Origin of the sequence: Holdemanella biformis DSM 3989 (assembly GCF_000156655.1) — a bacterium.
GTDB classification, from domain to species: Bacteria; Bacillota_I; Bacilli_A; order Erysipelotrichales; family Erysipelotrichaceae; genus Holdemanella; species Holdemanella biformis.
In genome coordinates, this window is record NZ_DS996843.1 from 227,655 (window position 1) to 241,765 (window position 14,111).

The 14,111-nt window shown below is 32.3% G+C and carries 14 protein-coding genes; 2 read left to right on the forward strand and 12 right to left on the reverse strand.

Annotation, left to right across the window (positions count from 1 at the left end):
* Positions 1 to 136: 136 nt before the first annotated feature.
* Together EUBIFOR_RS07800 and EUBIFOR_RS07805 are read right to left on the reverse strand one after the other, a co-directional pair.
* Positions 137 to 1,216 (reverse strand): Fic family protein, encoded by a 1,080-nt coding sequence (locus tag EUBIFOR_RS07800; RefSeq protein WP_003865464.1) that lies wholly within the window; start codon positions 1,214 to 1,216, stop codon positions 137 to 139.
* Between the two features lie 898 nt (positions 1,217 to 2,114).
* Complete coding sequence (locus EUBIFOR_RS07805) at positions 2,115 to 3,110, reverse strand: LacI family DNA-binding transcriptional regulator (RefSeq protein WP_003865467.1); 996 nt, start codon at positions 3,108 to 3,110, stop codon at positions 2,115 to 2,117.
* Between the two features lie 994 nt (positions 3,111 to 4,104).
* On the opposite strand from EUBIFOR_RS07805, the gene EUBIFOR_RS07810 reads away from it, so the two are divergent.
* Positions 4,105 to 4,428, forward strand: coding sequence for an acylphosphatase (locus tag EUBIFOR_RS07810; protein ID WP_003865469.1), 324 nt, complete (start codon positions 4,105 to 4,107; stop codon positions 4,426 to 4,428).
* Between the two features lie 12 nt (positions 4,429 to 4,440).
* On the opposite strand, the gene EUBIFOR_RS07815 is transcribed toward EUBIFOR_RS07810, so the two are convergent.
* From EUBIFOR_RS07815 to EUBIFOR_RS07860, 10 genes are all read right to left on the reverse strand, one after another.
* Positions 4,441 to 4,638 carry a type II toxin-antitoxin system HicB family antitoxin gene (locus tag EUBIFOR_RS07815; RefSeq protein WP_003865470.1) on the reverse strand — a complete coding sequence of 66 codons (198 nt, stop codon included), beginning with the start codon at positions 4,636 to 4,638 and terminating at the stop codon, positions 4,441 to 4,443.
* Positions 4,639 to 4,752: 114 nt separating this feature from the next.
* Positions 4,753 to 5,673 carry a transketolase family protein gene (locus EUBIFOR_RS07820; protein ID WP_003865471.1) on the reverse strand — a complete coding sequence of 307 codons (921 nt, stop codon included), beginning with the start codon at positions 5,671 to 5,673 and terminating at the stop codon, positions 4,753 to 4,755.
* The gene (locus tag EUBIFOR_RS07825) at positions 5,673 to 6,491 is read right to left on the reverse strand and encodes a transketolase (protein ID WP_003865472.1); all 819 of its coding nucleotides are present in this window, start codon (positions 6,489 to 6,491) and stop codon (positions 5,673 to 5,675) included. Before EUBIFOR_RS07825 ends, EUBIFOR_RS07820 begins: the two co-directional genes overlap by 1 nt.
* A 66-nt stretch (positions 6,492 to 6,557) precedes the next feature.
* Complete coding sequence (locus EUBIFOR_RS07830; protein WP_003865473.1) at positions 6,558 to 7,496, reverse strand: phosphoglycerate dehydrogenase; 939 nt, start codon at positions 7,494 to 7,496, stop codon at positions 6,558 to 6,560.
* Positions 7,496 to 8,131: a beta/alpha barrel domain-containing protein gene (locus tag EUBIFOR_RS07835; RefSeq protein ID WP_040466349.1), complete on the reverse strand. Its 636-nt coding sequence runs from the start codon at positions 8,129 to 8,131 to the stop codon at positions 7,496 to 7,498. The genes EUBIFOR_RS07830 and EUBIFOR_RS07835 overlap by 1 nt, the downstream gene beginning before the upstream one ends.
* Positions 8,132 to 8,153: 22 nt before the next feature.
* On the reverse strand, positions 8,154 to 8,918 hold the full coding sequence (locus tag EUBIFOR_RS07840; protein ID WP_003865475.1) for a ChbG/HpnK family deacetylase: 765 nt from the start codon (positions 8,916 to 8,918) through the stop codon (positions 8,154 to 8,156).
* A gap of 85 nt (positions 8,919 to 9,003) precedes the next feature.
* Positions 9,004 to 9,822: a PTS system mannose/fructose/sorbose family transporter subunit IID gene (locus EUBIFOR_RS07845; protein WP_003865476.1), complete on the reverse strand. Its 819-nt coding sequence runs from the start codon at positions 9,820 to 9,822 to the stop codon at positions 9,004 to 9,006.
* Positions 9,823 to 9,834: 12 nt separating this feature from the next.
* On the reverse strand, positions 9,835 to 10,596 hold the full coding sequence (locus tag EUBIFOR_RS07850; RefSeq protein ID WP_003865477.1) for a PTS mannose/fructose/sorbose/N-acetylgalactosamine transporter subunit IIC: 762 nt from the start codon (positions 10,594 to 10,596) through the stop codon (positions 9,835 to 9,837).
* Positions 10,597 to 10,611: 15 nt separating this feature from the next.
* Complete coding sequence (locus EUBIFOR_RS07855; RefSeq protein WP_003865478.1) at positions 10,612 to 11,088, reverse strand: PTS sugar transporter subunit IIB; 477 nt, start codon at positions 11,086 to 11,088, stop codon at positions 10,612 to 10,614.
* 15 nt (positions 11,089 to 11,103) lie between these two features.
* Positions 11,104 to 11,505, reverse strand: coding sequence for a PTS sugar transporter subunit IIA (locus EUBIFOR_RS07860; RefSeq protein ID WP_003865479.1), 402 nt, complete (start codon positions 11,503 to 11,505; stop codon positions 11,104 to 11,106).
* Positions 11,506 to 11,778: 273 nt separating this feature from the next.
* Here EUBIFOR_RS07860 and EUBIFOR_RS07865 point away from each other — a divergent pair, with 273 nt between their 5' ends.
* Positions 11,779 to 14,073, forward strand: coding sequence for a transcriptional regulator (locus EUBIFOR_RS07865; RefSeq protein WP_003865480.1), 2,295 nt, complete (start codon positions 11,779 to 11,781; stop codon positions 14,071 to 14,073).
* The last annotated feature ends 38 nt before the right edge of the window (positions 14,074 to 14,111 follow it).

The following is a 14,111-nucleotide window of genomic DNA, read 5'->3' on the forward strand; positions in this document are numbered from 1 at the left end:
ATGTTGGTTTAAATTTCCAACATCTTTTACATTTTTCTAGGGGAATATTCCATGCTTTTAACACTTTTCTAGGGGAATATTTAAAGAAAATTACATTTTTCTAGGGGAAAATGCAACTATATTTAACACTTTTCATTCAATAATTTCTTTTTCCTACAAATACATTATATACACTTCTGTAACAATAACTCTTTTTACGTACCGAATCATCATACGAGACTACATTTAATTCTTCCATTTTCTGAATTGTACGATTGATTGTTGATTTCGATAATCCTGTCATATCTTCTAATTCTTTTTTTGTAAATACAACTTGAGAAAGAATAATTGGCATAATTTTAGATAGTGTTGTACTGTGAATCGTTTCCATTTTTGCCATATCTTCCTTATAGATTCTGTCGATTTCTTTCATCTTATAAATAAAACTATTGCACTGATCAACTACACATTGAAGGAAAAATTTGATGTATCCCAAATAATTTCCTTTACGACTTTCCATTAGATTAAATTGGTATGCAGGCTTATACAATTCTAATATTTCGGACATATATAATATTGGTTTATCTTGTTCAAACCTTGCCATTTGAATAGGAATCAAAGCTCTTCCAAGTCGTCCATTTCCATCTGAATATGCATGAATTGTTTCAAATTGTGCATGAGATAATGCCACATTAATTAAATATGGATCAACAAACTCATCATTCATATATTCATACAAATTTTCTAATAAACCTGCTACATTTTCTGGTGCCGGAGGAGTAAATATCGCATTCTCAATACCCGCACCTTTAGGGCCAATCCAATTCTGAGTTGTACGAATATGACCTGGCTTCTTTTTAGAATCACGAACACTATCCAACAAAAGCCTATGCATAGTATTCACCAATTCAAAATCAATATCTTTTCCATTATTAATTTTTTCATATGCATATTCCACAGTTTTCTTTAAATTTTGAATTTCTTTATTATCATCCGTTTCTTCCATATACTTTAAATAATACATTTCATCTTGCGAAATCTGCGTTCCTTCAATTTGAGTTGATTTCAAACTCTCACTCAACAAAATAGAATCTAAAAAGTATTTTGAATCAAAATTCAAAGTCTGTAATTTAATCTTATATTCTGTATATTTTGAATTTGCCTGAGACAATAATCTTAATAAGTCTTTATCCATCTTATAATTCACTGGATATAAATCTGCATTAAAAGGTGTCATTTTTTCAGATTTTGACTCATTTCACCGCTTTTTAATGTGTTTTGGTTCATATTTTCTGATTTTGACACCTTTTTATGCTTTTTTACCCCATTTTGAGTCAGACTTAACTCATTTTGATTTATTTTCAACAGAAAAAGTGTCATTTTTTTAAATTATGACACCTCCAAAAGAATATTTTCAATTGATTTTTCACTTTTGAGTATTTTTATTTACTTAAGGTAGTGAACTACTCGGCTACAAACAACCCAGCTTCTTGCTTCAACTTCCATTGTTTGATTAATACAAATTTGTATTTTCAGGTCTTATACGATATCTGGGGCCGACAAAGCTATCTGGAAACCTCAAAAGGAAAGTTGTCCACTACGGCTACATCGAAAAGCTCCTTGAGCATCTTGGTGAACTCTTCAATATCAGAGAAATTTTCTTTGAATGCTGGGGAACTGTACAGTTTGTACAGAACCGTAAAGGCGTGATCATTACTGTTGTTCCATTCGGTCATGGAGTTAAGGATGTGTCACCTCCAACAAAAGAACTCATGAAGCTGACACTGGAACAAAAGCTGTCCCACAGCGGTCATCCGGTGCTTCTGTCTACGATGACAGATGAATCCTTTTTATTTGAATATAGTGCGATTTGAACATAATATGTCTTGAGTTTATAGTTTTGGGGAGCATTGTTGCATTATAATTATAATAATTGTTCCCTACAAGGAGGAAAAATCATGCCCGTACAATATAGTGAAATACAAGAATTGCTCAGAAGTCGCGCCGATCTTCACGCTAGGCTTAATTTGATGCCATACGATGGAACACCTGAAATCAAAGAACGTGGCGACAAGAAAAGACTTTTCCTACGAAAAAGCCTTTTCTTGATCAACTTCACAGTAATCCTCCTAATATTAGAACTGTGTTGTATTTCGCTTAATAAATTTACATGGAATCTCCATTTTTTGTCGAACTGATTTTCCCGCAAGAACTTTAATAAGCGAATCAACCGCAATTTCACTTAGCTCTTCTTCTTGTGAATCAATAGAACTCATTTCCGGATAGCAACAAACACATAGTTCTGAGTTGTTGAATCCAACGACATTGACATCTTCAGAAATCGACTTGTTGATTTGATGCACATATTTAAGTGCACCAACAGCCATCGCATCATCACTGGCAATGACGGCATCAAAATCCAATTTTTTCTTTGCCAGTAAATCTCTTGCCTTCAATACGTTATTTGGCATAAGCACCTTATACTCTTCTTGCACCTTTAAACCATTATCAATCAGTGCGTCTTGATATCCCTCTAATTTTTTTGTTGTGCTGTACGAATTGGCATCATACAAAAACACAATTTTCTTCCTTCCCGCTTCGATTAGATTACATACAGTATCATAAACCGCTTTATAATTATCTGTTAAAATACAATATACTCCCGGTACTCGAATATAGCCATTCATGAGTACCACAGGAACTTTTTGGGCAGCATCCTTTAGATATTGAATATCATTCTGTCCACAATCTCCTGCATAATGTGATCCAACCAATATCATCGCATCGATTCTACGATCCAATAATATTTTTACGGCTTCTACTTTTCCTTCATAATCAAAGCCACTACACATCAATATTGAGTCATATCCATACTTACGTAAATTCTTCTCTAAATACGCAATAGCACTTGCCATATAACGATCGGATACATCTGGGCAAACCAAGCCAACTGTTTTTACTGAATTCAACCCTAAGCCTCGGGCAAACACATTTGGTGTGTAATCATATTCATTCATAACGTCCCAGACTTTCTTTTTTGTCTTTTCTGAAACCTTAGGACTATTATTGATTACACGCGATACAGTCGCAATCGATACGCCTGATAACTTGGCAATGTCATAAATGTTCATAATTGTTTCACTCCTCAACCCTATTCCAACGCACTGAAAATTGCAAGTACTTACATCATATTTCTTGTTGTAGCTACTCACATTTCATAAGTCAAGTTTTTTTGGAATCGTTTTCACACTTGTATTTAAGGGGTATTATCTCTTTTTCTACATTTTATCAAAAAACAGATATGAAACATACTTATTTGTAAGCTTTTTAAATTTTTCTATTGATTTATTTAAAAAACAGGGTCGTTCTGTGTAAGCACTTACATCTAACATTTAAAATATAGACAGGTAGAAATGGTGCAAAAATTTATAAGATTTATTTTAACGACTTAGTAGCTGTTGCACTATGTCCTCTAGAAAAAGGGACTATATGTAATGTCGATGGACAAGAAATTACACTTATTGAAGATATTGCCCAAGGAAATAAATTTACATTGAAAGATATTGAAAAGGATCAACCTATTATTAAATATGGATTCGCGAAGGATATAAAGAAGTAGCTATCACATTAAGAGAGACTATCAATGACAATATCAACAACTGGTCCGCTATGTTGTATGATGGAAAAGATTACTATTTCTCAAATAAATACAAGATGCAGATTGTAGACAGAGTCGGTGGTGGAGATAGCTTTGGTGCTGGATTGATTGCAGCAAATCTAGAAGGATAGGATGCAAAGTCAATAATCGAATTTTCGGTAGCTGCAAGTTGTTTAAAACACTCTGTCGAAGGTGATTTCAACATGGTAAGCATGGATGAAGTGTTGAAATTAGCTGGTGGAGATGGTTCAGGCCACGTTCAAAGATAAACTAATTATTTGGTAGCAACAGATTACTATCATGTATTTATTCCTCCTATTCCAACAATATACTTACATTAAAATATCCTAATCGTAGTTATCTGTTTCTATATAAAACAAAGGATCGATATTCTATTTTCCCTATGAATATCGGTCTTTTTTTATTAAAATTTAGACTTATAATATATACAGTAAAGAATATATATTATGTTTAGATTATTTAAAAAGAAAGAGAAAATAAAAAGAGAATTGCCACCAGGGACAATTCGCAAAGAGTTTCATTTTGAAGGAAATGTTCAAAATATAGGTTTTCGTTTTGAAGTACAAAGCCATGCCATGCCATTAGGTATTACAGGTTATGCCAAAAATAATGATGATGGTAGTGTAACTGCCGAGTTACAAGGAAGTGAAAAAAACATTAATAAAGTAATCAAAAGTCTTCAAAACATCAATCGTATTCAGATTGATTCCATGACAGAAAAAGAGATTCCACTTGATTATTATGAGAATGATTTTTATATTCTGTATTAACTTGGACAATGCTCATGATTTAGAGCATTGTTCTTTTTCATTTTCTTCTAGATATCTTAGATATACAGCTTTAGTAGCTTCTGCATCAGCAATTGCTTCTTCAATTGTATCCCCACCACCTACACATCCTTTTAAATCCGGATACTCAACACACCATTCTGTTTTTCCATTTTCTAAATGTATAGGATATACTTTCATTGCATAGTCCATACTATCTTTCTTCCTTTCTTCAACTAATTCTCATATATCTAAGTATAACAAACCCACATGTAAATTATATACAAAAACAGACTGAACATTCAAAATTCAGCCTGTACTTTTATACTATTTAACTATTTCTTGGATTTTTTCTGCAATATGTTTTGCGTCCAAACCATAGTAACCCAATAAATCTTTCGGTTTTCCACTTCTACCAAATGTATCCTGCATACCTAACATATATTGTCTGCATGCAATTCCTTCAGGTGCAAGAACTTCACTCACTGCACTTCCAAGCCCTCCATAAATATTGTGTTCTTCTACAGTTACAATCACATCATGCGTCTTGGCTGTTTCAATAATCAATTTCTTATCGATTGGTTTGATAGTTGGAATATCGATGATTGTTGGTTCGAAATTTAATAATTCACTTGCCTTCAAGCTTTCCTGCACCATTAATCCAGAAGCAATGATAGCTACCTTGCTTCCTTTTTTTAGTACATTTCCTTTGCCGAATTCAAATTTGTAGTTTTCATCATATACATCCTCTACTCCTAGTCTTCCTAATCGCACATAACATGGTCCTTCAATAGAGTATACGGCCTTGATGATTTCTTCAGTCTGTTTGGCATCACATGGCTGAAATACCTTCATATTTGGAATAGAACGCATTAGAGCTAAGTCTTCAATACACTGATGGCTTGCCCCATCTTCTCCGACACTGATACCGGCATGCGTAGCACATACTTTAACATTCAAGTTAGGATAACAGATACTGTTACGAATTTGCTCAAAAGCTCGGCCTGCCGCAAACATTGCAAAACTTGATGCATAAACAACCTTATTACTTGCGGCCATACCAGCAGCGACTGCCATCATATTTCCTTCGGCAATTCCCATATTGAAATGATGTTCCGGTCTTGCCTTTTTAGCTTCGATTGTCTTTGTAGATTTTGTAAGGTCGGCATCCAATACAAATAGATCATCATGTTCTACGATTAGTTTTGCCAAAGTCTTTCCATACGCTTCTCTTGTTGCCGTTGCCATTATTCAAGACCTCCTAATTCCTTCATTGCAGTTTCATACTGTTCATCATTTGGTGCAGCTCCATGCCATGCATAATTATTTTCCATGAAAGATACACCTTTCCCCTTGATTGTATGGGCAATAATCATTGTTGGTTTATCCTTTACTTGTTTAGCTTGTTCAAACGCATTTCTTAGTTCATCAAAATCATGTCCATTTACATCTAATACATTCCATCCAAATGCTTCAAATTTACTCATAAATGGTTCTGGTGAAATCACATCCTCAATATTTCCATCGATCTGTAAATGATTATAGTCTAGAATTGCACATAAGTTATCTAGCTTATAATGACTTGCCGCCATAGCTGCTTCCCATACTTCACCTTCCTCACATTCGCCATCACCTAATAAAGCATAGATACGATGATTATTTCCATCTACTTTATTTGTGATAGCCATACCGACTGCACAAGAAATTCCTTGTCCTAAAGATCCAGTAGACATATCCACACCAGAAACATAATTCATATTAGGGTGTCCTTGTAATTTTGAATCGATATGTCTAAATCCTTTTAAATCTTCAATATCAATAAATCCCTTTTCTGCCAATGTAGCATATAATACTGGACTGGCATGTCCTTTACTCAATACAAAACGATCCCGATCGATTGTATTTACATTATCCTTATTGATATCCATCTGTTCAAAGTATAGTTCAGTCAGAATGTCTGCTGCACTCAATGATCCTCCTGGATGTCCTGATTTTGCACTATATACTTCAGTAACAATATTTCTACGAATATTTTTGGCATGAACTTTTAATTCTTCATTTGTCATTTTGATTCCTCCTAAAAAAGAGATGCGTATAAATCCACATCTCTCAAAATAATTTTATATTTGTTATTACATTAAATTGTCCAACATTACCTCAGTCGAACGCTTAACAGTATTGATTTCAGCTTCTTGACTACGAGATGCAATATGTGCTGTCAAGATGAAATTCTTCATTGCTAATAATTCTTGAATCCAATCTTCATCTTTGGGTGGTTCTGTTGTCCAGACATCACTAGCTACAGCTTTTACTTCACCATTTTTCAATGCTTCATAAATAGCATGTTCATTAACGATTCCTCCACGTGCCGCATTTACTAAAACTGCAGTTTTCTTCATCATTTTAAATTCTTCAGTTGAAATCATATCCTTAGTTTCTTCTGTTAATGGAACATGTAAAGAAATAAAATCACAATTTTTTAGAATATCTTCTACTGTTGTAAACGTTGCATGATATTCATCTAAAACTTCTTGTTTTACTGGGAATGCATCATAGCAATATACTTGCATTCCAATACCATTTGCCATGCGTGCCACATGTTTTCCAATGTTACCAAATCCAATGATACCTACTTTTTTACCATACAATTCGAAACCAGTAGGCTTTACCCATTCATGATTCTTTACATCCATGGCATTACTAACTAGATCTCTAGCACACGCAAACATCATTCCTACTGTCAATTCAGCTACTGCATTTGAATTTGTACCTACGCAACGTCCTACTTTAATGCCCATTTCTTCACAGGTTGGCAAGTCAATGTTATCTACGCCAATACCAAATTTTACAATGCTTTTTAAATTTTTACATTGAAGGAGCAATTCACGATTACATGAATCTACTCCAACAATAATTCCCTCAGCTTCTTTTGCTTTTTCAACAAATACTTCACGAGGGACTGGTTTTCCCGTATCATTCCAATCAACTTCGTAACCAGCTGCTTCTAGTTGTTTTTTATATTCCTCACCATATTTCGCATAACCGCGAGGTGTAATTAAAATTTTTCCCATTATTTAGCCTCTTTTGCTTTTACAAATTCATCACGAAGCATTTTCGCATTCTTAGCAATATCTTCTGCAGAACCTTTAGTCAATAGTCCTCCAACGCCTAATGCTTCAGCTCCATTTCCTACCCATTCTTTAACATTTTCAGGAGTAATACCTCCGCTAGCTAAAACTGGAATCTGTGGACATGGTACTTTGAATACTTTAGCCAAGTTTGGTCCATAATAGTTTGAAATAGGGAATGCTTTAATAAATGAAGCTCCTGCTTTTAATGCATTCAATGATTCTGAATATGATGTGCATCCAGGACCATATGGAATCTGATATAAGTTACAAATTTCTTGTACATCTGGATCAAAGTTTGGTGCCACCATGAATTCTGCGCCATTCATAATTGCTAAACGAGCTGTTGTTGCATCTAAAACCGTTCCCGCTCCAACACAAATCTTATCTCCAAACTTTTCTTTAATAGCTTTGATAACATCTCCTGCATTCGAATTTGTGTAGCTAATTTCCATTGCATCAACTCCACCTTTTAAACATCCTTCTGCAATTTCTAATCCACGTTCAATTGTTTCTACACGCACTACCGCGAAAATTCCTGTTTCTTTAATTCTTACTACTGTTTCTGCTCTACCCATCTTAAATACCTTCTTCCTTTTTTTATATTTCTTTAGTTGTGATAAAATCAAACTTATCTAGTCCTGTCTTCTTAAAACTTTCATATAAATGAGTACCTCCTGTAAAATTATCAATAAATGATCCTTCAACTAAAACAGGATGTACATAAACCTCTACTGCATCAGCATCAATCAATGCTGGATTATTTTTTTTCATATTTTTATCAAATGTTGCTACACTACTAGAATACGTTGGATGTTTTAAATTTAACTCGTCCATAGTTTTAATCCATTGATTTCCATACCAATCTCTAAATTTTGAACCATTGAAATAACTATTCCCAATATACCTAACTGATTTAAATCCATATTTTTTTAATAATGGTATTAAAGCAGTCATTACTGGTTTTTCATAAAATGCACAGTGATGTGAATCAATATTCATAAGCGTAAAACCACCAGATAAATACTTTTTAATCTGTGCTTCCAACTCATTTTGAATAACATCAACATTTAAATTAAAATATTTGTGAAAAAAGTCAGGACGATAATCAAACATGTCATAACGTGCATATTGTTTTAATTTTTTATAATCTCCAGTTAATGGAGTTCCTTCAAACAAATTAATATGAAGTCCAACTTTATCTTGAAACCCTTCTTCTTTAGCTATACGTACTGCTTCATCAAAATAATTTGTATTCACCATAACCGAAGTTTGTGAAATATAACCCTCTCTCATTGCTTTCAAGACACCTAAATTTGCTTCATGTGTTCTTCCAAAATCATCACCATTTAAAATAATACGCATTTTATTCAACCTTCCTCTAATCACTAGAAGTATTTACAATTCACTTCTTTATTCTTCTTGAACGTAATCTATATTTATTATTGATTTAGAAGAAACCAATTAATGTTCCAACAATTCCAATCGCAATCAAAATACATAAAATTACGTTAACATTCATTTTCTTTTTCAATAACCCAACTGTTAACAATGTAATTCCTAAAGGTAACATTCCTTTGAAAATACTATCTAAAACTGAAGTCTGAACATTTAAATCTCCGCTTGATAAATGCAATACCATGCCTGAAGAAACAGTTACATAAGAAGCTGCTAAACCTCCTAAAACAGTAGCTCCTACTACAGTTGCTTTTTCTGTAACTGCATTAATTAATCCACCACTAATAATTTTAGTAATTCCTTCTCGGCCTCCATAATAACCTTTCATGAAAGACCAATAACCTAATCCATACAAAACAACACCAATTATGATTAAATATAATACTGGGGCAAACAAATTACCTTCTTGAGCCATGCCTAAAATAATTCCTAAAGCAATTGGAGACAATGTTCCTTGCCAAATCGTATCCCCAACACCTGCAAGAGGACCCATTAATCCAGTTTTCACACTTGAAATCATTTCTGGATCAATATTTTCCCCATTAGCTTTTTGTTCTTCTAAAGCTAATGTCATACCAATAATACATCCTCCAATATTAGGTTCCGTATTAAAGAATTCCATGTGACGCTTACACGCATCCTTCATCTCTTCTGTATGTTCACCATATAATTTAGCTAATGATGGTGCTATTGCATGCACAACGCCTGGTGCTTGCATACGTTCATAGTTATACATACAATGACTAAAGAACGTCCAAATTAAATATGATTTTACAAGATCTTTTTTAGTTAAACTTTTCTTTTCTGACATATTATTTCTCCTTTATTCAGCGATAGCTTCTGATTTTTGCAAAAATGCCATAATTACTGCTAGTAATCCAATTACTAATAAAGGTAAGTTCATATAAGTATATAGAACAAATCCTAACAAAAAGTATAAATAAGCTCTATTTCCTGTATTAGATAAGATTGCTTTGAAGTTCATAGCAATTCCTAAAGCAGGTAAAATCGTACCAATTGTTGTTAAGCAATCAATCACAGGTGTTCCTTTTAATGAATCCAACATTCCAGTAATTACATCAGCGCCACTGAAAACTGCAATTGCAACTGGAGTAACGTATAAAATCATTTTAAAAATTTGACTAGGAATAATATTCCATAGAACAATCTTTTTAACATCACCTGTATTAACAACTTTATCCATTGCATGTACAATAGCAATATCTCCAGTCATATAAATCATCCAAACCAAGTTTCCTAACAACGAGATAGGAACTGCCAAGCTAACAGCCACTTGAGCTGATGTTCCAGAAATAATGGCTAATGCTGTTCCTACACAACCAGCCAAACCTTCATCCATAGTTTGTGCCCCACCTGCCGTAATTTGTGCCAAATATGTAGCATTAATTGCTGCACCCACGATGCAACCTTTTACTGGATCTCCTAAAATAATTCCAACTGCAACACCTTGTAATAATGGACGTCTAAATGCCCAACCTAAATTGACTGTAAACCATGGTGTACCATTAGCTCCCAAATAATAAACCAAACCAATAAGAATAGCCTGTAAAATTGAAATATGCATAATTCTCTCTTCCTCCTATAAATATTTATTTAAATCCACTTTTTCCATATTTGGAACCACTTGAATATAAACATTCACTCCTCTATCTAGCAAATTTTTAAATACGACTTTTTCATCGTTACTTGCTGCAATATTTTTATACAATTTATCTCGTCCTTGTTTTGATCCCATTCCTCCTAAATTGATTTCATTAATTTCTACTCCATTATTTATTAAAGCTTCAAATGTTTCTGGTCCTTTAGCTAATAAAATATATTTTTTTCCTTCATTATCTTTATTTTCTAACAATTCTTTTGTAGCTTGTTCAACCGTAACGGCTGTAGCTTTAAGATGTTTAGGTGCCGCTCCTGTGATAACTGCACTTAAGAATGGATCTTTTGCAACTTTATCATCAACAATTAAAATTTCTTTCCCTCCAACATACGATACCCATGCTGTCATGACCTGTCCATGAATTAAACGATCATCGATTCTTGATAATACAATACTCATAATTTAAATCTCCTTTCATTGATACATACTTAATGATAATTTATTAATTCCAGATTTTCCTATATCTAATAATTGATTTGCCAAATCTTCAACATCTGTTGTTTCTCTTTTAATTAAGCATTCTAATAAAATAGGTAAGTTTACTCCAGTTACACATACTATCTTTTTATCTTTAACTTGACTAATTGCTCTTGCAGAAGCATTGAATGGACTAGCTCCCTGCAAATCAGTCAACAACAAAACATCATCTTTAGATTCTTCACAAAAATGAATTACTTTTTCTGTAAATTCATCAATGCTATCATTTAATGTTAATCCTATATAATCCAAACCTTCTACAGGACCCATAATGACTTTAGATGCATTACATAACCCTTCTGCAAATGTCCCATGTGTAGCAACTAATACTTGAATCATGGTATTCACTCCTTTTTTGATTCTATTTTTTTCGTTGTGTCGACTTCAACTACACCAACATAATATCCACGTAAGGACTTAAATGCAAATCACTATATTTTTTTAGTTTATTATGCGTGTTACACGTTTATATGCTTTATATATGACTTTTTTACAGATTTTTTACACTTTAAATATAATTAGTATACATTTTTTATTTAACAAATAATTGTTTTTGTGTACAATATAATCATAAAATATCACATAAAAATTTAATAAAAGGAGAAAAATAATATGTCTATAAAAAGCGAAATTTTAGAATATATAACAATATCAACCAAAAAAAATTTACAAAAAAAGAATTATGGGTTTGAAAATTGCACCGCTCCAATAATTGCAAAATCGCTTTATCAAGATAGAACCAATGTTTCACGAATATTAAACGAATTATTCAGGGAAGGCAAACTAATAAAAAAAATCGGAAAACCCACTATTTTTATTTCAAAAGAAACAATACATAGAGAATTCCCTTTTATCAACATTCCAGATACATTAAGCAAAGATTCCAGTTTTGAAAAATACATTTTTTATACTCATGCAGAAAGCAAATCATCTTTTGCTCAAGCTTTTCATATTATCGGATCAAGCCAAGATGGTTCATTATTTAACGCAATCAATAGATTAATGCCAATCTTCTTTCTACCACAAAACATACTTAAATCTATCATTATTAAAGGTGAAAATGGTTCTGGAAAAAAATATATTGTACAAGAACTATTTAATCGTTTCATCGAATTAGGTCTCGCAACAGATTCAGGACAATTGATATACGTGGACTATAGGAAAATTTCCAACAACTTATCTTCTTTTATTAACTCAGTGAAACAAGAAGACAAAATATTTATCGCCATACAACTATCAGACACAAACACAGCTGTCGAAATAAAAAACGTGCTTCGATCATTTGAAATCGATTTTTTTTCTAATAACCTTCAACCTATCGTTTGCTTCTTATATCCAAGTGCAGATTCAAATTCAGAATTGTCTCAAATAACACCATTATACGTTGAAATTCCATCTTTTAAATCTCGCCCATCAATCGAAAAAATTGATTTGTCTATTTCATTCATAAAGCACGAAGCAGAACGACTTCAAAAAACCATCAAAATTACAAAAGATTTTTTAGAAACCATTATAACAAACAGCAACAACATTAGTCTTTTACAACAAAATATATCATATATAGTATCAAGAAAATTTTTTGAGTCCGAGCAAAGTAAACCCGACATTTTACTTAACAAAAACACCATTTCCGAATACATTGACATACAAGAAAACCAACGCACTCTTCACATCGACGATATCAACGATTCATTTATTATAGAGCCTAACAAAAACATAACCGCAACTACCAGCATTACTACACCACCAGAAGCAGCCACATCACAAAGCCAAGAAATTAAAACTTGGAATCCAAGCGCTATACAACAGTTTGCTTTTTATCTAGAAAATTCTACAAAAGAAATTTCCTATTCAAATCTCGAAGAGGGAAAAATGTATAATTTACTTTCCAAGACATTTGAAAAAAAATTTCCAATTTGCGATATCGTATCAAAAAATAGAATTATCAATATAATTTTATCTATCATTTTTAATAAGTCTAATCAAAATTCTTTATTTTTCAGCCTTCCCTCTTCAGACAGCATTAATAGTAACGTAATCAACATTGCAAATAGCATCGAAGAAAGAGCTTCGAGAATGAACATAAAAATCGATTCCTCACAAATTTTTAAAATAAGAAACATTTTAAGTCATTCTTTCTCTCTATTTAGCAATATACAAATCCCTATTCTATTAGTTTCACGCAATTTTTTAGCTTCAGAATTGTTAAAAATAATATATAACAATCACAACAAAAGCAATTGTATTTATACATATAACACTTTTGATAGTAACAAACGAAACAGCCTTGATTCTATCACAAGATATATTCAATCTATTGACAAAGGAAAAGGCGTTCTGTTAATAGTTGATTCTTCAATACGAGCCGAGCTTTCAAATAGTTTATTCATGAATACTAAAACAACAACCTATATACTAGGATTCTCATCTTTTCCACTTGTATCGGAATGTTTATTAGAAATTCAAAAATCAAGTGTTAATCTATTAGCAATAACTCCTGGATTAGTTATTAAAAATTCTTCCATCGATAAATTGACAAAAGGTCATGATTTGAATGAATATGGAAACAGAGCCACTAATGAATATTTACTGTCACTTAATTCATACTTCAACACTTTAAATATATTTGAAATTCACGAGAGATTATATAAAATCGAAAAAAATATATGTGAATCTCTTGAATTAGATTTAAACAACAAATTAATCCTAAACTTTATTTTCTTTATGGATACAGTCTTATTCTTAAAAGACATAAATTACGACTCTAACATCTTCAATCAACAAAAATGCACTAACGAACACTTTGAAAATATCGTTCAGAAACATATCAACAAAGATGAAAAAATAAAAAAATATAGTTTCAGTTCTGGCGAAATTGAATTATTACGCCAAATTCTATATTATTAACATTGAAAAAGATATCAATTCATTTTATTTGAACTGAT